The organism is Allopseudospirillum japonicum (genome assembly GCF_900108915.1).
GTDB classification, from domain to species: Bacteria; Pseudomonadota; Gammaproteobacteria; order Pseudomonadales; family Halomonadaceae; genus Pseudospirillum; species Pseudospirillum japonicum.
In genome coordinates this window covers 241,343-266,539 of record NZ_FNYH01000003.1, presented here as the reverse complement: position 1 = coordinate 266,539, position 25,197 = coordinate 241,343, and the positions used below count along the sequence as shown (strand labels likewise).

The window sequence follows — 25,197 nt, the reverse complement described above, 5'->3', positions numbered from 1 at the left end:
GACTTGATGGCGCTCATTATAGCGCCTGAGTTTTTCGCGTCAATGTCTTTTTTATCAAACACTTAGCAAAAACCCACTAGGGCTAGTCTAGCCTAACGAACCTTGAAAACAAATAAATCTGTTTACAAAACCCTAAGGAAAGACTTCCGCTACCTAGACGCACCTAATGGTCTCGTCCTAAGCAGCGGAGGCGAATTATACGCAGATCAAAACAGAATGCAAGGGGTTTAGTGGTTTTTTTGTTGAGCGTATTTTTACACTGAGGAACCTAGCTCATTTGTCCTAGGTCTGTTAACTATTAGTCTTGAAGTCATCTTCTCTAGGTTTTTTTTGCCAACAAGGTACCCTATGCTTAGTTCTCGACATTACAAAGCGCCAATTAGGCTTTTTTCGACTCTTCTTTTTTGTGTTCTCTCTCTTATTATGTCCAAACTTCAAGCTGCAACGATTCACAAGCCTCTTAATGATGCCCGCACTTATCACGCTTTCACTTTAGAAAATGGTCTCCAAGTTTTAGCTATTACAGATCCAGAAGCAGAAAAAGCGGCCGTTGCCATGCATATAGGGGCTGGAAGCCATCACGAGCCCAAAGCTTACCCTAGACTAGCGCACTTTTTAGAGCATATGTTGTTTTTGGGTACCCGTACTTATCCACAAGCAGATGCTTATGCAGCTTATATCAACCAGCATGGTGGCCAACATAATGCGATGACAGCGCATGAGTACACTCAGTATTTTTTTGATGTCAACCATAAGGATTTAGAAGGCGCTTTAGCACGCTTCGCACCTTTTTTTAGTGAGCCCCTGCTCGATCCTCAATATGTACAGCGTGAGGTAAAAGCCGTCGATTCTGAGTATTCCGCTAAATTACAACAAGACGGACGCCGTATTTTAGGAGCCTTGCGCCAAGCTTTCCATCCTGATCACCCTTTAGCGCATTTTAGCGCAGGTAATGCGCAAACCTTGCCGGTTGATGATCCACAATTAGTACCTGCGCTTAGAGAATTTTTTGAGACTTATTATCGAGCACCCAATATGCGCTTGGTCGTGATGGGATCTCAATCGGTTGAACAATTAACAACCTGGGTACGTACTTATTTTGCCCAAATAGGTGCCAATCTCGATAAGAAAGAAGAGAGCAAGCCAAGCGATTCTTTGGCTTTATGGTCTGATCAACACCCCTTACCCTTGCGTTTAGAAGTGCAAACGCTAAAAGATGAACGTACATTAAAGCTGTACTTTCCTGTTCCCCACCCCAAGACGTTATATCCTTTGCGTCCTGTACAATTTTTAGCCAATTTTTTAGGCCATGAAGGCGAAGGCAGCTTGCATGCTCATTTAGATGCACTTGGCTGGATTACGCAACTTGGTGCAGGTTTAGATCTACCAAGCGGTGAGCAAGCCTTTTTTGCATTAACTCTAGGTCTCACACCAGAAGGCGCACAACATCAAACGGACATTCTGCAAAAAATATTTAGCTATATCCAACTTGTGCGTACGCAAGGAATGGCAGAATGGCGTTATCAAGAAATGGCTTTGTTAGCTCAACAAAGCTTTGATTTCCAAGAGCCTTTATCTGGCATTCATTATGTCAGCCGGCTTGCAAACAATCTCTATTTGTATCCAGTAGAAGATGCGTTGCAAGCTTCTTACCGTTTCGGTACTTTTGATGTGGATGCCATCCAGCCCTATTTAGAGGCCTTGCGTCCACAAAATTTGTTACTGTTATACGCTGCACCGCCACAAGATTTCACTGAGCAAACCCAATACCCTTGGCAAAAATCCCCTTGGTATCCAACTTTATATCGCTTAGCGCCCCAAACAATCCAGACGCTTGCTGATATCACAGATGCCAGCACCCTTGGCTTACAACTGCCTGAAGCAAACCCTTATATTGCGGATGCACTGCCAATTTTAGCGCGTGCATCTCAAGAACCCATGCATACCTTGTTGGATACCCCTGAAATCAAGCTTTGGCATAGTTTAAGTACCTTGCAAACGCCCAAGGCAAATCTCTTCATTTATCTAAAATCACCTGTTAGCCAACGCAGTTTACGTGAGCATATGCTCACTGCTTTATGGATTAATGCTGCATCGGATGCCATTAATACACAAGCCTATCCCGCATCTTTAGCAGGTTTGACCGCGCATCTTTATCAAGCCAGTGAAGGAGTCACCTTACGCACTTTGGGCTATGCACCCAAACAAATAGAATTTGCACTAGATTTATTAGAGCAAGTTCAGACATTACAAATCACACCTGAGCGTTTTGCACAGCTACAAGCTGAAATGCAACGTGCTTTGAGCAATATGCAGCATAAGCCTTTAACAAGTCAGATGTTCCATGCCTTATCTAGCGCTTTATTCGATCCTGCGTGGAGTGTACAAGAGCAAGCCCAAGCATTAGCACAATTGACACTCGCTGATTTGCAAAACTTCCAAACCGAGTTTTTCACCCATTTGCAGCTAGAGATTTTAAGTTATGGCAACCTCACAACGACAGAAGCACAACATCTAGCCGAACAACTCAAAAGTAAGCTCCATTTAGATGCTAGCCAAGTTAGCACGCCAAGACGCGCTCGTCTTTTGCCCACTCAGACCAAAACTTATCTTTGGAAACCTGAGATTCAACACAATGATCATGCGCAACTTTTATATCTACAAGCGCAGCAAACCGATGTACAAACCCAAGCCCAGTTTGCTTTGCTTGCCCAAATGCAACGTGCTGACTTTTTCCATCAACTACGTACAGAGCAACAACTCGGTTATGTGGTTTTTACACAAGAAGTTAGCTTGCTTGATCGTGCGGGGTTAGTCTACGTCGTACAATCACCCCATATACAACCTGATGCACTAGCACAACAGATACAAAATTTTTTACAAGCTTATCAAACACAAATGGCAAACCTGACAGACGACGCCTTGATGCGTTTTAAAGAAGGTGTCATCGCTAGTTTACGCCAACCTTATCCAAGACTTTCAAGCCGTGCTGCCACGCGTTGGATGGATATCCGCTTAGGTTATATTGAACAGGCACGCAAAGAAGCTATTGCGGATGCAGTGGATCAAATCTCTCTAACGCAGATGCATGATTTTTATCAGCAACTGCTGACTTATCCCAAGTTGTGGCTGCAAGTCACAGGAGAATCAGCTACAACAGTAGAAAATGCCGCGAACCCAGAGATAGCGCATCCTACTTTGTCGGCACAAGTGGTAGACTTGCAGCAAATACGGACTTGGGCTAGTTATTCCCCCGTATTACCTTAACTTTAGATGTTCGCAAAATCCCCGTAAATCCTCGCCCAAGTGGGCGAGGTAGTCAGAAGGATGCTTGCCGATGGCACTTGAAACCCCGCCGACTTATGAAATTCATTTAGATCAATATCGTTTAACTTTGCGCTTTGACTACCAAGAACAACAATACCTAGGTGAGTTACAATTACCAGAATCCCAGTTCGAATTTGCCGGTAATAATTTAGAAGAGTTACACGCAGCTTGTTTACAACATCTGCATGCTGAACACTTAGGGCGTATGCAAATAGAAGATATGGCTTATTTAATTGCGCACGCCACCCATCTTTTAGATATGTGTATCTACCAAGGGCGCACACTACCAGCTTAATCCTTCCGATCTTTTTTCCTGCCATATGCGTCTTTGTGGGCACCTATGCAGGAAATCCCTCTGCTTGTCATCCAGCTGTCATATAAAGACGTTGTAATACATCTGACACCTAAACGAACACCCTAAAGTAAGCATCCTCTAATTTAAGTTACACGCAAGGTTCAGGTTCAACCATGACTGCAAAAACTGTCCTCATTGTGGATGACGAAGCACCCATCCGTGAGATGATTGCTGTAGCCCTAGAAATGGCTGATTATCAATGCTTAGAAGCCGGTAGCACCCAAGAGGCGCACGCGCTTTTAGTTGATCAACGCCCAGACCTGATTTTGTTGGACTGGATGTTACCTGGAACTAGCGGCATCGAGTTCGCCCGCCGTCTCAAACGTGATCCTGTCACCGCAGAAACCCCGATTATCATGCTGACAGCTAAAGGCGAAGAAGATAATAAAATTCAGGGGTTAGAAGCAGGTGCCGATGATTATATTACTAAGCCCTTCTCACCACGCGAGCTGGTTGCCCGTTTAAAAGCCGTCCTCAGACGCACCACCCCCAAAGGTATTGAGGAACCGGTAGAAGTCGAAGGGTTATGCCTAGATCCTGTCAGTCATAGAGTCACCTCTTTTAATCAGCCTATCGAAATCGGCCCGACAGAATATCGCTTATTACAGTTTTTTATGACCCACCAAGAACGCGCTTATACACGGAGCCAACTACTCGACCAAGTATGGGGTGGCAATGTATATGTCGAAGAGCGTACCGTAGATGTGCATATTCGTCGTTTACGTAAAGCACTTGGCAGTGCCCATGAGCATTTGATACAAACGGTGCGCGGTACGGGCTATCGCTTCTCTACACGTACCTAAACACCTCGCATACCAGCAGATTACTTAGGCAAGTTGTTGATGAATTTAGGGATTTATCATGAGTTTTGGCGTCTTGTCGCCTATTTAGGCCTTGGGCTACTTTTAGGAATGCCTTGGGATTTAAGTCTCGCTGGCGCTTTCGTTGGCTTTGCGCTTTTCTTTTGGCGACATTTTAAGCGCTTGCTGATACTACAAGATTGGCTCGCCAATGAAGCTAAGCTTGCTCCCCCGGAAAGCGATGGTATTTGGGGCGATTTATTTGATCAGCTCTATCGTTATCAAAAAGGCCAGCAAAGAATCCAAGAACGCCTACAAAGCGTGATTGACCGTATTCAAGAATCTAGCTCTTCTTTACGCGATGCTGTTGTCATGGTAGATCGCCAAGGAGAGCTTGAATGGTGGAATACAGCCGCCGAGCGACTGCTGGGATTTCGTGCGCCAGATGACGATGGCCAACCCATCACTAACTTATTGCGAGACCCCCGTTTTATCGAATATTTTGAGCAAGGAGAATATCAAGAACCTTTAACTCTGCCCTCCCCTATGCTCGATAGTATGATGCTGCAATATCAAATTTCTGTGTTTGGCGATAATGATCGCTTGATGCTAGTGCGCGACATCACCCGTTTGCATCGGCTAGAACAAATGCGCAAGGATTTTGTGGCTAACGTCTCACATGAATTACGCACACCCTTAACGGTTTTGGTGGGATATTTAGAAACATATCAAGAGTATCAACACCAGTTACCGCCACGTTGGCAAAAAGGCGTCACCCAAATGCGCCAGCAAACCTTACGTATGCAAAATCTGGTCAATGATTTACTCACCTTATCACGTTTAGAAACTTCGGATGTCGAAGAAGAGATTCTTCCAATCGCCGTTGATCATATGCTGCAATCTATTCGTCAAGATGCTTTAGCTCTTTCGGGAGAAAAACAACATCAAATCATTTTGTATGCAGATGCTAATGTACGCTTATACGGCTCAGAGAAAGAACTGCGTAGTGCTTTTTCTAATTTGGTTTTTAATGCTATCAAGTACACCCCAGCACAAAGTGAAATCCAAATTCGCTGGTATGCAGATATTGAGGGCGCGCATTTAGAAGTTGTTGATAATGGAGAAGGGATAGATTCGCGCCATTTACCACGCTTAACCGAGCGTTTTTATCGCGTGGATAAAGGACGTTCCACCGAATCAGGAGGAACAGGTTTAGGTCTTGCGATTGTGAAGCATGTCCTGTTGCGTCACCAAGGTTGGCTGGATATCCACAGTGAAATCGGTCTAGGTTGTGAATTTATTTGTCACTTCCCACGCGCTCGAGTTGCAGATTTCAGTTAGTAAAGACTGCCCCTCACTTGAGGGACACTGATATGTCTTTTATCTGTCATCCTGCATCAAATCATACGGTAAGATAGACTCCACATAATAGACTAGATCTTGTAGCATCAGCGCTTGTTCTCGGTCGATTCCCTCAGCTTCTAATTGCATTAGCGTTTGCTGAAAACCAGCAAGGGTTAAACTCGTTTCTTGCTCAGCATGTAATTTTTGCCAACGATATTGATCCCAAGTCTGCTGTTCTTGTAAGGATAAAGTCTGTGGATAATTACGCGCCCGATAGCGAAATAACATTTCCGGTAAACGAATATCCTGAAAAGGCAAGGCTAAATCCGCCAGCGCTTCTACAGGCGTGGCCTGAATTTGTTGCATTTGTCGCTTATCATGCGCTGAAAAAAAGCCACCGCTATATAACATGAGATCAGGATCTCCCTGATCATTAAAAGCCTGCTTAGAAAATACGCCTTGTAATTTCGCTTCCAAGGCCACCAGATCCTGCTGCAATAACCAATGCCAATGGTGTTCACAAGTTGCCATATCAATTTGTGCACGCTCACAAGCTGCTGCATCTAAGGCTTTCACCGGCAAAAGTACGGGGCACTTATTAATATGTACTTGTTTCAGGCCGATGCGTTCTTGCCCAGCTGGCAATTGGTTTTGTGGAGTAAACAAGTTGGCCTGAATCGCTTCCACACTTAAATCCAGCAAAACGCGCGGATCTTGGCGTAAATCAAAAGCAAAAGCGGCATTTTTATTGGTTTTGTCCCAGCCCAATAAAAGTATCACCGACGTACAAGCTCGGCTGGCTGGATAACGGCTGGAGACATGCACCCAAGGCTTTTGCGGATGGGCTTGAATTTGTTGCTGAATACTGTATTTGGTTCTGTGTGCAAACAAGTATTGATAAAATTTTGGCTGGGCTTGCCGTAATAAGCGCGCCATCGCTAAGGTCGCATACACATCGGCAAGCGCATCGTGGGCTTGACCATGTTCAATCCCATTAGCAGCGGTTAAATCTTCTAAACGAAAGCTTGGTGTTTGATCTGGATGTAATGGCCATTCCATCCCTTGTGGACGCAAGGCATAAGCAGCACGCATCACATCAATCAAGTCCCAACGTGAATTACCTTGTGCATATTCACGGCTATAGGGATCGTAAAAATTACGGTACAGAAGGTGGCGGGTAAACTCATCATCAAACCTTAAGGTATTATATCCTAGGCTACAGGTCGCCGTTTGGCTCATAGCCTCATGGATACAACGCGCAAAGTCCGCTTCGGGCATACCTTCTTGCAGCGCATCTTGCGGGCGAATCCCTGTGACCAAGCAGGCTTGCGGATGTGGGATAAAATCATTGGCAGGCTGGCAGAGAAGATTAATCGGCTCACCAATCGGGTTCAGATCCTCATCCGTGCGTACTGCGGCAAATTGTGCAGGACGATCTAAACGTGGATCGGCTCCCCAAGTTTCATAGTCATGCCACAGTAAGCTAGGTTTGGTCATGGAAAATCCTTATCAAACATACCGGTAAAAAATGCCCCGCTTTAAAGCTCATAAAGCAGGACGTTTGCTCAAGATGCCAGATTAAGCGCTTTTCGGTAAAGTAATATTGAGTTCTAGCACAGAGTAATTACCATTGTGATCCACAGTCACTTGCACATGATCTTCAGCAATTTTGACATAACGCGCGACCACTTCCATAATTTCACGCTGCAAGCGTGGCAAGTAATCCGGCTGATCTCGACTTAAACGCTCATGAGCTACAATAATTTTGAGGCGCTCCTTGGCCACATTCGCTGAGCAAGGCTGCTCACGTTTAAAGTACTCCAGAAAGTTCATCGACGACCTCCGCCAAACACGCGACTTAAGAAGCTACGTTTTTCGGGGTGGATAAATTTCAAATCAACCTGCTCACCCAGCAAACGTTTCACTGTATCTAAGTAAGCCTGGCCTGCATCTGTGGTTTGATCATGCACCACAGGCACCCCTTGGTTTGATGCTTTTAATACAGCTTCCGATTCTGGTACCACACCAATGACAGGTATCGCTAGAATCTCACAAACATCTTCTAGGGTCAGCATTTCACCCTCTTCTACACGCTCTACATCATAGCGTGCTAATAAAAGGTGTTCTTTAATTGGCTCTTGACCTTCAATTGCGCGCTGCGTTTTTGAATTGAGTAGCCCCAAAATACGATCTGAATCGCGCACAGAAGAAACTTCTGGGTTGGTCACTACAATGGCTTCATCTGCATAGAACATAGCCATATGTGCGCCATGCTCAATGCCTGCAGGGGAATCACATAAAATGAAGTCAAAGTCTGTGCTTAATTCTTTTAATACCCGCTCCACGCCTTCTTGTGTCAAAGCGTCTTTATCACGCGTTTGCGATGCAGGCAAAATAAATAAATTTTCTACCCGCTTGTCACGAATCAATGCCTGTTTAAGACTCGCCTCGCCATGAATAACATTAATAAAGTCATACACGACACGACGTTCGCAACCCATAATTAAATCTAGATTACGTAAACCAACATCAAAATCGATAAGAACGGTTTTATGACCGAGCATAGCCAAGCCAGTACCTATAGAGGCACAACTGGTTGTTTTTCCTACGCCCCCTTTGCCGGATGTGATTACAATGATCTTGGCCAAGTTGGACTCTCCACCTGAAATCTGTCAGTCGATAAAATGTACATGCGCTCACTCAAGGTTTTAATGAAAGGCTTGGATATACTTTACAAGCTTTTGCATTCGCATCAGTTAAAGTTGGCAAAGTATACTGAGATATTAGGCATGACAGGGTTTGATTTAATTACAAGATGTAACCTTAAATGAATACAAGCATCTGATATTAGGCTTGCAACCAAGAACGCCAACCACCATTGCTTGTAGGTAACTGAAGTTCTGCTAACAATAAGCGTTCTGCTTCAAGATAGGTCTGCACTGGCTTGCCTCTTAAAGGGCTGGCAAAATCTTCTGCCATTTTATAGTTACCTGCGATTGCCAAGAGTTCAGCATCCATTTGCATACAGAAAATTCTTGCCTTGTGATCGCCATGAATCCCTGCCAATGCACGTCCTCGCAAAGTGCCATAGACATGAATACTACCGGCGGCGAGCACTTCAGCGCCTTCATTCACTGAGCCTAAGATGACCAGATCTCCTTTAGGAGACCAAACTTGCTGCCCTGAACGTATGGTGCGCTCTACTATTAAACCAGCTCCCGCATGAGGCACGGCTTTATTTTGAGGACGCGCATTGTCTTGTGTATCAATCCAGCCTAAACCCAAAGACCAAGCTTGCTCCCGCCATACATGATTGCCCCCACGAACGGCTATCGGCAGTAATTCATGACGCTGACAACAAGCCACCAAGGCCGCTAGATCTGGCATGAGCTCGGGCGGTAAACGTTCTGCATTCAGTACCAAGGGTGAACGCGTAAAAAATGCACTAGGATCTTGCAATTTGCTTGCTAAATGTTGCTCTAATGCAACCAAGTCTGCTGTAAATAGCTCCATCACAGTCACAGGCAACATGGTCCCTTTGAACCTTAACGCCTGCTGAGAGACCTTCATCATCGCAGCTTGTGTTGTGCTCATTGCATCACTCCCAAGGATACAGGGTGTCTGTTTAGCACTTTTTGTATGTAAAGCTGCTTCCATCTAGGACCACCTTTATCCAATCCAACAACACACTGAACCAAAGGCTAGAAGATCGACCTGAGTTGCCAGTTTGACCTAAGCCCTTTTATGTTAGAACTCATTATCGGCAGGCCTTTAGCTGACTAAACCTTGATGCGCCGGATGCTGAAATCTGTCAATTCACTTACGCAAATGTCAGAAATGTCAGAATTTTAGCGTATCCTAGGCGGAGCGCAATCTATGTTTAACCTTTTGCTGCGTTTTTGTTGATCTTTTTTACCCAAGAAAAGGGTAAACTTAAGATATCTAAGTGATTGTTTTCCTAGGCGGGCAACGGGTGTTAAGCAAGTTGCCATCCTCCTACCCATTCGTATTAGTAAGAGTTGAGCCGCCCCATGCCATTTTTTAGTAAATTCTTGAATTTGTTTAATAAATCTAATGTGCAACATCCTAATCAACGCCTTGAGGCCGTGCATCAACTTCATCCGCAAACACCTGAAGGGCGGCAGGCGTTAGAACAGTTAATTCTGACTGAAACCCAGACACCACTTTTGCAAGCTGCTATTTTACAGTTGAATGATTTGGCTTGGGTGTTTGATCAATGTGCAAATGCAGCACAACCGCAAGCGGTACAACATGCTGCTTTGCCCATTTTATGTGGGCAAGCGCCTCATTCTGAAAAACTCCCACTTCCCAAACTAGAACAAAGGTTGCAACTGCTAGAACATCCCCAGTGTCAGCATGCTTGGCTGCTACAAAAAGTAGTGCAAGAAGCAGACAACCTCGAATTAAGACTCCAAGCTTTGGCACGTCTAAGCGCCCAACAAACACCCGAGTTAGAAGCCGAGATCTTAGCGCCGATTGCGCTAGAAAATACTATTGCCCAAGTCCGTTTACAGGCAGCGCAAGGTATTCATTCTGAAGCGGTATTAGAACAGCTGGTCCGTTTATCTGTACGTGATAAAGGTGTTTTACGCTTAGCTAAGGAGCGGCTTGCGGATTATAAAGCCGATGCCACAGCACGCGCACAAGCACTACAACAAAGACAACAACTTTTAGATAAAATCTGCACCCATGCGCGTACCAGTTACACGCCTTTATTTGCGGCTAAATTTCGTCATTTGGTGAAAGAATGGCAACAATTAGAAGCTCCCTGCGATGAAACGACAGAGGCCCGTTATCAAGAGGCGCGTTTAGTGTGCGAAAAAACGATTGCCGACCAAGAAGCACGCGAACACGCAGAACGCCAAGCTGTGGAAAATCAAGCGCGTGTGCAACAACAACAAGCGCAAGTGGTTCAAAGCTTGCAAGAAATCCACGCACACCTTGATCAATATTTTGATTTAAGCGCCACAGGATTAGCCAGCCTACAAAGCCAATTAGAATGGCAACAAAAGCATTGGCAAAACCTGCAACAAGAAGCCGCGCCTAAGCCAGATACCCTCAATGCGTACCAAGCTATCAGTCAAGAATTGGCACAAGCAACACTCGCATTAGAAGCACTTAAGCAAGTGCAGTCTCAGTTAGCACCTTTGCTCACACAGGATGAGTCTATGGAAGCTAGGAGTCAGGCTGCGCATCTTGATAAACTATTAACTGAAATTCCTGCTTGGCCTGCTAACTTAGAGCGTCCCCCCCTGTTGGAGCAGGCTTATGCTTATTTAAAGCAAGCACATCATCAGGCATATCCCCCCGCAGATGGACCAGAGGCCAGCACACCAAGCGCATTAGAAAACCAATTAGCTTGTTTATTGGAAGAATGCCGCCAACGTTTGGATGCAGGTGAAACCCAAGCGGGAATTCAAACCTATAGCCATGCGCAAGATCTCTGGCAACAACTTGGCAGCACCCAAGCTGCTCAACTCGCACATACTTCTTTAGAACAAACCTATAAAGCTTTGCATGTACGAATTAGCGAACTGAAAGACTGGCAAGGTTTTGTTGCGCAGCCAAAACGTGAGCAACTTTGTCAACGTATGGAAGCTTTAGTCGATGATCAGATGGAACCCCAACTAAAAGCTGAACGCATTCAGGCACTTCAACAAGAATGGAAACAACTAGGCAATGTTGGGGTGCACAAAGCTTTATGGACACGTTTTAAGCAAGCTGCCGATCAAGCGTATGCACCTTGCCAAGCTTATTTTGCTGAGGAAGCCAAGGTGCGTGAGTACCACCGTCAGTAAAGAAACCTGATCTGTGAAGAACTCGAAGCCTTAGTACAAAAACCAGAATGGCAACAGCTTGATTTAGGAGCTTTAACTGCTATTTTGCAAAAAGCCCGCCAAGAATGGCAACGTTTTCACCCTGTGAGCCGCAAAGCGCATCGCCCCTTACAAAAACGTTTTGAGCAGGCAATCACGCCTTTACAAACACATTTAGATCAAGCACGTCACCAAAGTGCTGCACATAAAGAATCTTTAATTGAACAAGCACGTATTTTACTGACATTGGAAGATGTCTTTAGTGCGGCCCAACAAGCGAAACAATTGCAGCAAGAATGGAAAAATATTGCACCTTTAAATCGTCGCCAAGAGCGTGAATATTGGCATGAGTTTCGCACTCTGTGTGATCAAATTTTTGCGCATCGTGATCACGAGCGTCAACAGCAAAAAGCGGCTTACGCACAAGCTTGGCAAACCCTTAGTGAGCAAATTCAAGCTTTAGCCCATCAGGTCGCACACGCAGAGCTGACCGCCAACACCCATGCAGATTTTCTCCGCCAGCACCAAGTCTTAACACTCCAGCTTGCTGAGTTACCTGCAAAACATGCACAAAACAAAGCCTGCAGCCAAGCATTATTGCAGATTGAGACCCAGCTCAAGCAGCAACAAGAAACGCTCGCACGCGCCCCTTTTTGGTCTTTATGGCAAGCTCTCAGCCTCCAGCCAACTTACGCAGACGTGCACACCTTAGATGCCCAAGTCCAGCAACACGCACAACCAGAATGGCAACCTCAGCTTGCTTGGTGGCGTCAGGCGTATGCACTTGCCACACCTGCAAAAACTTTAGAAGAACAACAAAAGCTGTACGTACGCTTTAAGTTACTTAGTGGGCAAACTTTAGAGCCTGAGTATCAAGCGCTTAAAATGAGCATTCAGGTAGAAAGGTTAACTCAAGGGTTAGGACAAAATACCACTCAGGAAGCACAAGCCCAGCAAACACAGGAGCTTCTTGCTCTAGTGATTAGCTGGCTACTGACTTCCCTAGATACACCGGAAGTGCTACAGACAAGCTTCCAGCAAAGCCTCTATGCTTGGTGTCACCCTGAACCTTCAGCAATCAATCAATAGCCACGGGAGATTTTTCATCATGCTAACTCAACGCACATGCATCCACCTTGTACTTGCCAGTGTGTTGATCAGTCCAAGCCTTTGGGCCGATCAAGTCTCCGAGCAAGAACAATGGTTTAACGGTGAGGCCAGTTTCCGTGAACAGTTTCCTCCAAAACAGCAAACTGCAGAAACGCGCTCAGCACCAACGCAAGCTGTGATGCCGGTGGCGCCGCAAGATCATCCAGCACAAGTCAGTGCCCAAACTGTCGAATCTGGACAGGATCAACACCAGCAAGTACAGCAAGAGGCGCGTTTGCTTGAATATCAACGTCAAGCGTTAGAAGCACGCGAGCAGGCTTTACAATATCGCGAGCAAGCATTGCAAGCCCAAGAGGCCCTGCTAAAGCTACAGCAACAACAAGCTGCTGAGCGTTAACATGGCGATCTCCTTTCCAATTGCTACTGCAGTACGCGAGGTACTCAAGGAAGGCTATTCATGGCAAATAGCCCGCCAAGATATACTCGCGGGCGTGACCTTGGGCATTATTGCGGTTCCCTTGGCCATGGCGCTTGCAATTGCCAGCGGTGTACCGCCACAGTATGGCTTGTACACTTCTTTGATTGCTGGGGCTTTGATTGCACTGACAGGTGGTTCCCGTTTGGCAGTCAGTGGTCCCACAGCAGCTTTTGTGGTGATTTTACTCCCTGTGACCCAAACCCACGGCTTGGGCGGCTTATTACTCGCCACCTTGATGGCAGGTATTTTGCTTTTACTGATGGGCATCACAGGACTAGGGCGCTTAGTGCAATATATTCCGGCCCCTGTCACCTTAGGATTTACCGCTGGGATTGGTGTTGTCATTGCTACTTTGCAATTGCAGGACTTTTTAGGCTTACAAATCAGTGAGCAAGGCGAGCACTACGCAGAAAAGCTAACACACCTGATTCAGGCGTTACCGAGTATCCACTGGCCTGATATGCTGGTTGGCTGTCTAGTCTTAACGACCTTAGCCCTTTGGCCAAGGCTTAAGTTGGCTTTACCTGGTCACTTACCTGCCTTACTGTTAGGTGTCTGCACTGCCTATGCCTTACAACTTAGTGGCTGGCAAGTGGCCACTTTAGGTTCCGAGTTTAGCTACACTCTAGCAGATGGTACCCAAGGGCAAGGGATTCCACCTGTGTTGCCCAGCTTTGCCTGGCCATGGCAACTGCCCAACGCGCAAGGCGAACCTTTAGGTTTATCCTGGGCACTGATTCAAGACCTTTTGCCCAGTGCATTCACCATCGCCCTCTTAGGTGCCATTGAATCCTTACTGTGCGCTTTAGTTGCAGATTCGTTAGCAGGAACACGCCACAATTCTAATGCTGAACTCATTGGCCAAGGTCTTGGCAACCTTGCCGCGCCTTTTTTTGGTGGGATTACCGCAACAGGTGCGATTGCGCGTACAGCAGCTAACGTACGTGCAGGTGGTAAAACACCTTTTGCGGCCGTCTTCCATGCTTTATTTGTGCTTTGCGCATTGGTTTTTTTTGCACCTGCCTTATCTTATTTACCCTTATCTGCTTTAGCTGCGCTCTTGTTGATGGTTGCTTGGAATATGAGCGAGCTACCTCACCTAGTCCGCATGTTGAAAGTTGCACCTCGGTATGATCTTTGGGTATTGATCACCTGTTTTCTACTCACCATCTTGTTCGATATGGTACTCGCGGTCAGTGTAGGTATTGTCTTAGCCGCCTTGTTATTTATGGCACGCATGGCGCAAACTACAGATGTACACAAGCCTCAAGCCATTACTGATTTGGCGTTACCCGAACATGTTGGCTTATATCGCTTTCAAGGGCCTTTATTTTTTGCTGCTGCTGAGAAAGTCTTAGGGCGTTTACAAAGGGTACATACCCCAGTCCCTGTACTGATTTTAGATATGCATACGGTCACCAGCCTAGACATTACGGCAATGGATATGCTGGTACCTCAGTTGAAACACATCCAAGCAGAAGGGACCCACTTGATTATTTGTGGTTTAGCCCCCCGTTTGATCCTTAAATTAAGGCGTGCAGGGCTGCGCAAACAAGGATACTTGCATTTTCGCCGCCAGCTCATTTCTGCACGCCATTTAGCGATCTCATTGTTAGGTGATCAAGGTGTGCACCCCACGTAAACTTAACTCTTGTTGCAGCACTTGTACCAAGGTGTCTAAGTGCTGCTGCAAGGCGTGGATATGTGTGCTCGTTAACTCTTGCTGCGCACGGGCCTGGGTTTCTGCCTGTGCAGCACACGCACTCAGCTGCAAAGCACCTAGTGTTGCCGCGCCACCTTTAATGCTATGCGCATGTAACACCATAGCTCTATAGTCTTGTTTCTCGATGGCCATCGCTAATTCATGGATAAGCTCGCGCTGATGGGGTACGAAAATTTCGCATAACTGCTGTAGTAATTCTAAATTGCCACCTAATCGCGCCAAAGCTGCATCAAGATCCAGTACAGGAATTTCTTCTGCATCCACACCCGCAATATCATCAATACTTATTGGCACAGGCGCGATTTGGTTGCGCTCAGACGCTACTTCTTGCGCCTCATCTCGATGCGTATCAAGATAAGGTTGCAGTTGTTGAATCACCACCTGCATATCGATAGGTTTGGCAATATGCCCTTGCATACCTGCATCCAAAGCCGCTTGACGATCTGCAGGTAACGCATTAGCTGTCATAGCAATAATCGGCAAGTCGGTTAACTGCAATTCTGTACGAATACGCCGAGTTGCCTCATACCCATCAATATCCGGCATTTGAATATCCATCAAAACCACATCAAAAGCTTGCGGATCTTTTTGTAAGCTTGCTACAGCGGCTAAGCCGCCACTCACCAAATCGACTTGCGCTCCCTCCTGTATGAGAAGCTCACGCGCAACCTGCTGATTGATAGGATTATCTTCCACAACTAACAAACGCAAACCTTGTAAGGCGAGTTCTTGTGCTGTATGTACTTGGGTTGCCACATTTTGTGGTTGGCTAATATTCATCCAAGTATCAAGCAGCATAGAGGCAGTGAGCGGCTTTTGTAAGCTCGCTTCTACCAGATTCGGCGCTTCCTGCATTTTTTGGTATAAGCGCTCCTGATCTTGCGCAGATAACAAGACAATCGGTGCACAGGGACGCCCTTGTTGTTGGCATAACTCGCGTGCACTGGCAGCCGTTTGCCAACCGTCTTGATCTGGCATTAACCAGTCCAAAATCATCAAATCAAACTGATGGCGTCCTATCAGCTTTAACGCCTCTTGACCACTGGCACAGGTACGCACAGACCAACCCAGACTTTCCGCCATCATCGCCTGTGCAGATAATGCACAAGGATTATCATCCACAATGAGTACATGCAAAGGCGGTAAGCTGATACTTTGCGGCACGCTGGCTTTCGGATCCAAATCCAAAGGCAAGGTGAAACTAAACACACTGCCTTGGCCATACACACTTTGCGCTTGCAGTTGCCCGCCCATCAGTTCGACTAAACGCCGACTAATGGCCAAGCCCAGCCCAGTTCCCCCAAAACGCCGCGATGTCGAGGATTCCGCTTGTGAGAAACCAGTAAAAATATGCTCTAACTTATCTTCTGCAATGCCGATCCCTGTATCTTGCACCCTAAAATGCAACAGTACCCGATGATCTCCTAGGGTTTCTAACTGTTGCACCTCTAAGATGACTTCCCCTTCTTGGGTAAATTTAATCGCATTACCACTTAAATTCAGCAGCACTTGATGCAAGCGCAGCGAATCTCCAATTAAGGCTTTGGGGACGTTAGGATGGATTTTAAAGATGACTTCCAAGGCTTTATTTTGGGTATTCGCGTTTAAAATCACACTTAAATTACGCAAGACTTCGTCTAAACGAAAAGGCGCATATTCAAGCTCCAGCTTACCTGCTTCTACCTTAGAAAAATCTAAAATATCATTTAACAGCCCTAATAAAGAACGCGCAGCTGCCTGAGTTTTATAAACATAATCTGCTTGTTGTGCCACCAATTGCGTGCGCTCTAATAAGCTTAATAAGCCCAAAATAGCATTCATAGGCGTGCGAATTTCATGGCTCATATTGGCTAAAAAATCGCCTTTCGCACGGCTAGCACTTTCAGCAGCGCCTTGGGCTGCTTTTAGCGCTTCTTCCATTTGGCGACGCTCACTAATATCAAGCAGGGTCCAAATAATGCCGCGTTGCGGATTTTGCGCATCCAGTAAAGAACCTGTCACTGCGCACCAAAGATGCTCCCCATCACGGGTTAGAAATTCATATTCTATCGAGGCACGTTGCGTTTGCAGTACTTGCTGATAAAAGAGCACAAAATTTGCGAAAGCTGTTTCATTGATATGTAAGGGCTTGAGTGTATTACCAACCAGCTCATCGCTAGCATAACCAAAAAGATCGCAAAATCTTTGATTGACTTGAATAATTTCACGCTCTGGTGTGGTCAGTACAATCGCAGCGGCATTATTATCTAACAAAGCACGTGCCAACTTATGGGCTTCTTTAAAGGCAGATTCCACCTGTACTTGCGCGCTAATATCAATATGGGTACCTGCCATGCGCACAGGTTGGCCTTGCCGATCCCAAGCGACCACTTGCCCCCTATCTTGCACCCAAACCCAATGCCCGTCTTTGTGGCGCATACGCACATTGACATCATAGAAAGGTAATTCGCCACGGAAGTGTTGTTCCAGCTTGGCATTTGACATCCCAAGATCATCCGGATGCGCTAACCGCATCCAAGTTTCAATGCTAATAGGCGCCAATTCTTCCAGCGTATAACCGACGATCTCCGCCCATCTCTGATTGAAAAAGGTCTCTCCCGTGGTGATATTCCAGTCCCAAACCCCAGCACGTGTCCCTTTCAGGACGAGCTCGAAACGTTCTTCATTTTCACGCAAACGTTGTTCGCGCTCACGCTGGACACTGGTATCCATCACATAACCACTAAAGCCCACCACATCCCCTTGGGCATTTTTATGAATGCTGGTGTAATCATCAATCCAAATGTAGTGACCTAAACGATGGCGTAAACGATATTGTTGGGTAAAGTGTTCTCGTTTTTGGGTGACAAAAGAAGCCACTTCTTGATTCACACGCGCCTGATCTTGCGGGTGGATCAGGTGAGGATAAGCAGGCTGGGCTTGCATCAAAGCTTCTGGGCTATACCCTAAAAGATCCACTACATTAGGTGAAACATAATCCACTGGCCAAGTGGATTCATTCTGCCATTTAAACACCACCACAGGCCCACGCATAAACAAGGTTCGTTCTTCTTGTAACTGCTCTTCCACCTGTTTGAGGGCACTAATTTCTGTATGTGCACCCAACATACGATAAGCCAGCCCTTGGGCATCACGAAATACCCTGCCACGGCTTAAAATCCAGCACCAATGCCCTTGTTTGTGACGCAGGCGAAATTCAATGGCATAGGTTTGTTGTTCATCTTGAATACAAGCTTCCATCGCTGCCATCACACGGACTTTATCTTCAGGATGCAATAGGCTTTCAAAGGTAGTGAAAGCATTCACTAACTCGTGATCTTGGTAACCCAATTGGGCTTTCCATTGCGGGGAAAAATACATGGCTTGGGTGAGTAAATCCCAATCCCAGATCCCATCATTGCTGGCGTTAATTGCTAACTGGAAACGCTCTTCACTAAAAGCCAGTGCAGCTTCTGTCTCTCGCGCACGTTTTTGGAAATGATTTAAACTCAGACTACTTCCCAGAACTAATAAACACCAACCACCTAGCTGCCAAGCCACAGAATTCCACCAAGGTAAAAACACTTGGTTGTAATCCCGTGTGACCGCTAATACCAAGTGCTCATCTAGGTTCAAGGCAGGGATACTAATACTATGAATCATTGCAAGGCGTCTTTCATTGGTGCTGTAAACCCGCCCCATCAAAAAAGAATCCTTGCGCCCAGACTGCATATGGCGTGCAAAGAACGAACTAGGATGGGTTAAATCACGACCTGCCTGATTGGCACGAAAAGGCACCATCATAAACTGGATACCATTAGCATGGGCTAAGGCAACCCACATATCTTGGGCATAACGTACTGAGTTGAGTAAAGTATCGAAATAAGCAGGGGATAAACTCGCTGCAATGGCACCGATAAACTCACCGGCTTGATTATGCACAGCCTGAATGAGTACCATAGTGAATTCTTTGGTGATAGTGATAAAAGGCGCAGATAAGTGTAATTGATGCTTTTTTAGGGTACGCGCGCGATCAAAATAATCACGGTAAGCAAAATTTTGATATAACAAAAAAGAACGACTTGCAGCAATTACATCGCCTTCACGGTCAAAAATTAATAAATTACTGACCCCAGGTAACAACCCCACCAAGGAGGTCAATTGATGATTGGTTTGTGGGTCAAGTTGTAAACTTTGTTGCTCCTGTGCTTGCTCAATAAAAGTCAGCTGAATATGATTGAGCACCCGACGAGTTGCAAAGAGCTGGTTGGCTAAATTCTCATCAATAATGCGCGCTTGCGTGCTCAAACGCTCTTGCGCTAAATGTAAACTTGCTTGGCGTTCCTGATACAAGTTAGTCAACAAAGCACCAAGGACCAACAACAAACCGAGCATCAAGATTGCCCATTGACGTTTGTAGACCGAACCTTGCAGGTGAGTAGATATCATGGATCGCGGCCCCATTTAGCTCAAGGTATCATCATAAATTTTGCCTCCCTAGCCTGAATAAGCTTTGTCCTCAGACATCAACTTCTTACTTAATAGACTAGCATAAAGCAAACTTTAGAATGCATCTATTTAACTTTAAGTATAATGACCTCAACATTAGGCTTTCACTTGCATCCTGACTTTTCCAATCATTTTACGTGGATTATCCGATGAAACCCATCAATAGTACGCAAATTCGCCAATGCTTTTTAGATTATTTCAGCCAACATTTAGTGCATCATTTAAGCCCTTCTAGTCCTTTAATTCCGGCACAAGATCCCACCTTATTATTTACCAATGCTGGGATGAATCCCTTTAAAGACATCTTCCTAGGTCTGGAAAAAGCCGATTTTACCCGTGCCACAAGTTCGCAAAAATGCTTGCGTGCCGGTGGCAAACATAATGATTTGGATAACGTAGGCTATACCGCACGTCACCATACTTTCTTTGAAATGTTGGGGAATTTCAGTTTTGGTGATTACTTCAAAAAGGAAGCCATTCGTTTTGCGTGGGATTTTTTAACCAGTGAGACCTGGCTTAACCTACCGCAAGAACGCCTTTGGGTCACTGTGTATGCAGATGATGACCAAGCTTACCAGATTTGGCAACAGGAGATCGGCTTAGCACCCGAACGCATTATTCGCATCGGTGATAACAAGGGCGCGCGCTATGCCTCAGATAACTTCTGGGCGATGGGTGATACTGGCCCTTGTGGTCCTTGTAGTGAAATTTTCTACGATCATGGCGAGCAGGTTTGGGGTGGTTTACCAGGTACGCCAGAAGAAGATGGCGACCGCTATATGGAAATCTGGAATATCGTCTTCATGCAGTACAATCGTACGAGCGAGGGTGAGCTCCAGCCTTTACCTAAACCCAGCATAGATACTGGGATGGGATTAGAGCGTTTATGTGCTGTGGTACAAGGGGTGACAGATAATTATGATACGGATTTATTTGTGCCTTTACGCCAAGCTGCCGCTGCGCTTTTAAGCGACACGCCAGAAACCTTGCTACAAGATGCCAAAGCACGCCCTTCCTTAAATGTATTAGCAGATCACATTCGTGCGGTCAGTTTCTTGCTAGCAGAAGGCGTGCGCCCCAGCGCAGACGGGCGTGGTTATGTGCTACGTCGTATTATTCGTCGTGCCTGCCGTCATGGACATAAGCTAGGTGCCCAAGGTACTTTCTTGCATGCGCTGGTCCCTGCCTTAATCCAAGTGATGGGTTCTGCTTATCCTGAATTAGTCACAGAAGCGGACAATATCCAAGCGGCCATCCGTGCAGAAGAAGAACAGTTCGCCAAAACCTTAAGCCAAGGGATGCGTTTACTTGAGGAAGCTTTACAAGCACCCAATGAGCAAACACCGCCTTGCCTTGCCGGTGAATTAATCTTTAAGCTTTATGATACTTATGGTTTCCCAGTTGATTTAACTGCCGATATGGCACGCGAGCGCGGTTGGCAAATTGATGAAGCCGGCTTCGAAGCCGCCATGGAACAACAAAAAGCACGTGCACGTGCAGCCAGCCATTTCAGTGTGGATTACACCAAACTCATTCGTAGCGATCAGCCCAGCGAGTTTTGTGGTTATCAACAACTACAAATATCAGCCCAGATCACAGGTTTATTCCAAGGGGATCAAGCCTGTGACACTTTAGAAGCAGGGCAAAGTGGTGCGGTCATTTTAAATCAAACGCCTTTTTATGCTGAGTCTGGTGGTCAAGTTGGGGATATAGGCACACTACGTACAGCAGAAGGCGCCTGTTTCCGTGTGACTGACACCCAAAAAGCTGGTGCTGCTTGGATTCACTATGGTGATCTGTTGGAAGGCAGTTTACAGGCTCATACCCAAGTCGAAGCCTATGTAGATGCACAACAAAGAGCCAGCACAGCTGCCAATCACAGCGCAACGCACCTACTTCACGCCGCCTTACGCCAAGTGCTAGGTGCACATGTGCAGCAAAAAGGTTCTAAAGTCGATGCCCATACTTTGCGCTTTGATTTTAGTCACCCGCAAGCTGTGACTGCCGCTGAGCTGCAACAAATTCAAGCTTTAGTGAATGCACAAATCCAAGCCAATACACCTGTCAACACTCAGGTGACAGACATAGAAACTGCCAAACAGCTTGGTGCTTTAGCCTTATTCGGTGAAAAGTACGGTGATCAAGTCCGCGTACTCAGCATGGGGCTCGCAGAGACACAAGATCAAGCCTTCTCTGTAGAACTTTGCGGCGGCACCCATGTCGGCCATACAGGGGATATTGGCGTGTTTCACATTGTGCACGAAGGCGGTGTTGCTTCTGGTATTCGTCGTATCGAAGCGGTCACAGGTGCCACTGCACTCCAATATTTATATGAACCTTTGCAACAAGTCCAAGCCTTGGCCGGTCTGCTCAAAGTGGCCAGTACGCAAGATGTGCTCCCGCGTGTGGAAAACTTATTACAGCGCCAACGTGAACTCGAGCGGGAGTGTGAACAACTTAAATTAAAACTCGCCACAGGGGGTGGTCAAGGTTCTCCGCTGGCGGCGGCACAAGACATCCAAGGCATCAAAGTGCTTGCCCAAGCTTTTGAAGGTGTTGATGTTAAAACCTTGCGTTTAACTTTGGATCAACTTAAACAAAGCGCGCAAGAACACGCCTGTGCACTTTTATTAGCCAGCATCTATGAAGATAAAGTCCTACTGATTGCGGGCGTCAATGCATCCGCCCAAGATTTAGGCTTACATGCAGGCAAGCTGATTCAACAAGCCTCGGCGCAAGTCGGTGGTAAAGGCGGTGGCCGTGCCGATATGGCGCAAGGCGGGGGTACAGATGCCAGCCAGCTCGACATTTGCCTAGAAAAATTCCCTGCTTGGGTACAGCAGATGCTAGCCAAATAGTGCGCTTCTCTTTACTCTAGCAAGGCGAAAGTTACTGATATTTGATTGCGAGTTCACCTTGTGTGTACACCTTAACAAGGTGAAAAAAGCCATACCCTAAAGGGAGTCAAACGCATGGCACTTTATGTGCAAAAGTTCGGCGGCACCTCCGTCGGTAGCGTAGAACGCATCCAAGCGGTCGCGCGCAAGGTGCAAAGTTATCATCAACAAGGACACCAAGTAGTGGTGGTCGTCTCTGCGATGAGCGGTGAGACTAACCGTCTGCTGGATCTAGCGAAAGCGATTCACGAAGAGCCCACCGGTCGCGAGCTTGATATGCTGGTTTCCACTGGCGAGCAAGTTACCATTGCTTTGCTGGCAATGGCGTTGAGCCAATTAGGCGTCCATGCGACCTCTTACACAGGTCCGCAAGCTGGGATTGTAACCGATAGCAGCCATACCAAAGCGCGTATTAGAGATATTAAAACCCAGTCGCTGCGTGCAGACTTAGATGCAGGCCGTGTTGTCGTCGTTGCTGGTTTCCAAGGCGCTGATGAACACGGCAATATTACCACTTTAGGACGTGGTGGCTCAGATACCACGGCAGTGGCCTTGGCAGCGGCTTTAAAAGCAGATGAGTGCCAAATTTATACCGATGTGGACGGCGTCTACACCACAGATCCACGTGTTTGCCAGAAAGCCAAACGCCTTGAGCAAATTACTTTTGAAGAAATGCTAGAAATGGCGAGCCTAGGCTCCAAAGTATTACAAATTCGCTCCGTGGAATTTGCTGGCAAATACCAAGTCCCTTTACGTGTACTTTCCAGCTTTAGCGAAGGTGCAGGAACCCTAATTGTAGCCGATGATGAGGAGTCAACTCCGATGGAAGAACCAGTAATCTCAGGTATCGCCTTTACTGCAAACGAAGCCAAACTCACTGTGTTAGGCGCTGCAGATATTCCTGGTGTTGCCGCCAAAATCTTGGGGCCAATTGGGGATGCCAATATCGAAATCGATATGATTGTGCAGAACGTTTCTCCTGATGGCCAAGCAACGGATTTTTCTTTCACGGTGGCTCGTGGTGATTATAAGCGTGCCCAAGAAACCCTCAACCAAGTCGTTGCTGAGATGGGTAGTGGTAAAGTCGTTGGTGATACCAATATTGCCAAGGTTTCCCTCGTGGGTGTTGGTATGCGCTCTCACGCTGGGGTCGCTAGCCTCATGTTTAAAACCCTAGCAAATGAGGGCATTAACATTCGTATGGTCTCCACATCAGAAATTAAGATTTCTGTTGTTATTGATGAGAAGTTCTTAGAGCTTGCCGTACGTGCGCTTCATACAGCCTTTGGTCTGGATAAAGAAGACGAAGACTAGTTTTTGCCGCGTAAACCCTCGCCCAATCGGGCGGGGATGTCACTAGATTGTCTTTTTTGTTGGGTTGCTGACTACAGCAACCCAGCTAGCTTATGCAAAAGTGAATTACGAGGAGGCCTTGAGCCACTGATTCAGGGTTGCTAAATCCTCTTGTGTCAGTACCCCAGCAGCAAATTTTAATTGCAGCATATTAATCACATAATCATAACGTGCTTGGTCATAATCACGCTGCGCCGCATACAAATTGCGCTCTGCATTTAATACATCGACAATATTACGGGTACCGACTTCGTAACCGGTACGCGTGGCTTCTAAAGCACTTTGGTTCGAACGAATCGCTAGCTTACGTGCTTGCACTGTCAACACATCCGTATTCACCAAAGTAAAAAGACTACGCGCATTTTGCAAAACACTGCGGCGCGCACTTTCTTGCTGAGCTTGTGCTTCTTCTAGTGCATAACGGGATTCACGCACTTGCGCTTGTGTGCGTCCGCCGGCATACACGTCGACATTCGCACGTACCCCATACACGGTGGAGTTGCGATCAATCTCCATGCCTTGGGCATTGTCTGTCCTTTGATGCTCTGCATAAAAGCTCAAACTAGGATAATGCTGTGCCTGTTGCGCTTTGATATTCGCTTGCGCAGCTTCAACCCCATAGGCGGCAGAGACCAAGGATAAATTATGTGCTAAGGCACGTTCTTCCCAATGTTGGCGTTGGTTAGGTTCTGGCGCTTGAATGGGTATATCATCTTTCAGCACATCCAAAGCCGCATAACTTTGTCCTGTTAACTGTTCGAGTGCATCTTGAGTCACCCGCAATTGACCTTCTGCACCTAAACGATTAGCACGCGCTTGGTCATACGCGGCTTGCGCTTCGTGTACACCGGTAATTGCAATCAAGCCAACCTCAAATTGCTGTTTCGCTTGATCGAGCTGACGCTTAATCGCGGTTTCTTGTGCCTGTGCAGTACGTAAAGCATCTTGCGCACGCAAAACCGCAAAATACGCTTGTGCACTACGAAGCATTAATTCTTGTTGTGCTTGCTCATACTGGGCTTGGCTGGCTTTTACTTGCGCTTGGGCCGCATCCACTTGCGCATACAAGCTTCCCTGATACACGACTTGGGAAGCAGAAAGACCCAAGGTATGGCTGGTGTAATCCTCTTGACTACTGGGAGAGGTGTGTTGACGGCTGACATTGGCTGTCGCACTGACTTGAGGCTTTAAACCAGATTCCGCTTGATCTTGCCTTGCTTCTTGCTGCTGGTATTGCGCTAGGACTTTAGCTAGCTCCGTATCGGCAGTCAGTGCATCCTGATAAATATTGAGCAAGTCCGCTGCCATGACATGAAAGGGCAACAGACTAAAAGAGAGAATTAACGGCAAACGCATAAATGAGCTCCTAGTTAAAGCAAAGACAGCAGGCGTACATGTACAAATCTGGTACAAAATCACAATTGCGACTTGATGGAAGTCAATAGTAGACTAGACAGTCCAGTTAACTAAAGTCTTTTTACCTTT

The 25,197-nt window shown here is 46.4% G+C and carries 16 protein-coding genes; 10 read left to right on the top strand and 6 right to left on the bottom strand.

The window, feature by feature from the left end:
- The first annotated feature begins 423 nt into the window (after positions 1-423).
- The 4 genes from BMX05_RS05030 to phoR all read left to right on the top strand — a co-directional run bounded on the left by BMX05_RS05030 (position 424) and on the right by phoR (position 5,823).
- The gene (locus tag BMX05_RS05030; RefSeq protein WP_177166799.1) at positions 424-3,267 is read left to right on the top strand and encodes an insulinase family protein; all 2,844 of its coding nucleotides are present in this window, start codon (positions 424-426) and stop codon (positions 3,265-3,267) included.
- 70 nt (positions 3,268-3,337) lie between these two features.
- Positions 3,338-3,622, top strand: a complete 285-nt coding sequence (locus tag BMX05_RS05025; protein ID WP_093308873.1) for a hypothetical protein — start codon at positions 3,338-3,340, stop codon at positions 3,620-3,622.
- Between the two features lie 173 nt (positions 3,623-3,795).
- Positions 3,796-4,485, top strand: coding sequence for a phosphate regulon transcriptional regulator PhoB (phoB, locus tag BMX05_RS05020; RefSeq protein WP_093308872.1), 690 nt, complete (start codon positions 3,796-3,798; stop codon positions 4,483-4,485).
- 39 nt (positions 4,486-4,524) lie between these two features.
- On the top strand, positions 4,525-5,823 hold the full coding sequence (gene phoR / locus BMX05_RS05015; protein WP_093308871.1) for a phosphate regulon sensor histidine kinase PhoR: 1,299 nt from the start codon (positions 4,525-4,527) through the stop codon (positions 5,821-5,823).
- Between the two features lie 39 nt (positions 5,824-5,862).
- On the opposite strand, the gene sbcB is transcribed toward phoR, so the two are convergent.
- The 4 genes from sbcB to minC form a co-directional block, all read right to left on the bottom strand.
- Complete coding sequence (sbcB, locus tag BMX05_RS05010) at positions 5,863-7,323, bottom strand: exodeoxyribonuclease I (RefSeq protein WP_093308870.1); 1,461 nt, start codon at positions 7,321-7,323, stop codon at positions 5,863-5,865.
- An 81-nt stretch (positions 7,324-7,404) separates the two neighbouring features.
- On the bottom strand, positions 7,405-7,659 hold the full coding sequence (gene minE / locus BMX05_RS05005) for a cell division topological specificity factor MinE (RefSeq protein ID WP_093308869.1): 255 nt from the start codon (positions 7,657-7,659) through the stop codon (positions 7,405-7,407).
- Positions 7,656-8,474 carry a septum site-determining protein MinD gene (minD, locus tag BMX05_RS05000; RefSeq protein ID WP_093308868.1) on the bottom strand — a complete coding sequence of 273 codons (819 nt, stop codon included), beginning with the start codon at positions 8,472-8,474 and terminating at the stop codon, positions 7,656-7,658. The genes minE and minD overlap by 4 nt, the downstream gene beginning before the upstream one ends.
- Before the next feature lie 199 nt (positions 8,475-8,673).
- Entirely contained in the window at positions 8,674-9,420 is a 747-nt protein-coding gene (gene minC / locus BMX05_RS04995; protein ID WP_245710433.1) for a septum site-determining protein MinC, read from the bottom strand.
- A gap of 437 nt (positions 9,421-9,857) precedes the next feature.
- Here minC and BMX05_RS04990 point away from each other — a divergent pair, with 437 nt between their 5' ends.
- From BMX05_RS04990 to dauA, 4 genes are all read left to right on the top strand, one after another.
- A complete protein-coding gene (locus BMX05_RS04990) occupies positions 9,858-11,645 on the top strand; it encodes a DUF349 domain-containing protein (RefSeq protein WP_093308867.1) in 1,788 nt (595 codons plus the stop codon).
- A gap of 84 nt (positions 11,646-11,729) precedes the next feature.
- Positions 11,730-12,752: a DUF349 domain-containing protein gene (locus BMX05_RS04985; RefSeq protein ID WP_177166798.1), complete on the top strand. Its 1,023-nt coding sequence runs from the start codon at positions 11,730-11,732 to the stop codon at positions 12,750-12,752.
- Positions 12,753-12,771: 19 nt separating this feature from the next.
- On the top strand, positions 12,772-13,170 hold the full coding sequence (locus tag BMX05_RS04980) for a hypothetical protein (RefSeq protein WP_093308865.1): 399 nt from the start codon (positions 12,772-12,774) through the stop codon (positions 13,168-13,170).
- Position 13,171: 1 nt separating this feature from the next.
- Positions 13,172-14,893, top strand: a complete 1,722-nt coding sequence (gene dauA, locus BMX05_RS04975; protein WP_093308864.1) for a C4-dicarboxylic acid transporter DauA — start codon at positions 13,172-13,174, stop codon at positions 14,891-14,893.
- Here dauA and BMX05_RS04970 read toward each other — a convergent pair.
- Complete coding sequence (locus BMX05_RS04970) at positions 14,864-19,402, bottom strand: PAS domain-containing protein (RefSeq protein ID WP_177166797.1); 4,539 nt, start codon at positions 19,400-19,402, stop codon at positions 14,864-14,866. The genes dauA and BMX05_RS04970 overlap by 30 nt on opposite strands.
- A gap of 218 nt (positions 19,403-19,620) precedes the next feature.
- On the opposite strand from BMX05_RS04970, the gene alaS reads away from it, so the two are divergent.
- Both alaS and BMX05_RS04960 read left to right on the top strand, forming a co-directional pair.
- Positions 19,621-22,320 carry an alanine--tRNA ligase gene (gene alaS, locus BMX05_RS04965; protein ID WP_093308884.1) on the top strand — a complete coding sequence of 900 codons (2,700 nt, stop codon included), beginning with the start codon at positions 19,621-19,623 and terminating at the stop codon, positions 22,318-22,320.
- A gap of 114 nt (positions 22,321-22,434) precedes the next feature.
- Entirely contained in the window at positions 22,435-23,673 is a 1,239-nt protein-coding gene (locus BMX05_RS04960; protein ID WP_093308862.1) for an aspartate kinase, read from the top strand.
- Positions 23,674-23,778: 105 nt separating this feature from the next.
- Here the strand turns inward: BMX05_RS04960 and BMX05_RS04955 are convergent, their stop codons facing one another.
- Positions 23,779-25,068 carry a TolC family outer membrane protein gene (locus BMX05_RS04955; protein WP_093308861.1) on the bottom strand — a complete coding sequence of 430 codons (1,290 nt, stop codon included), beginning with the start codon at positions 25,066-25,068 and terminating at the stop codon, positions 23,779-23,781.
- Positions 25,069-25,197: the final 129 nt, after the last annotated feature.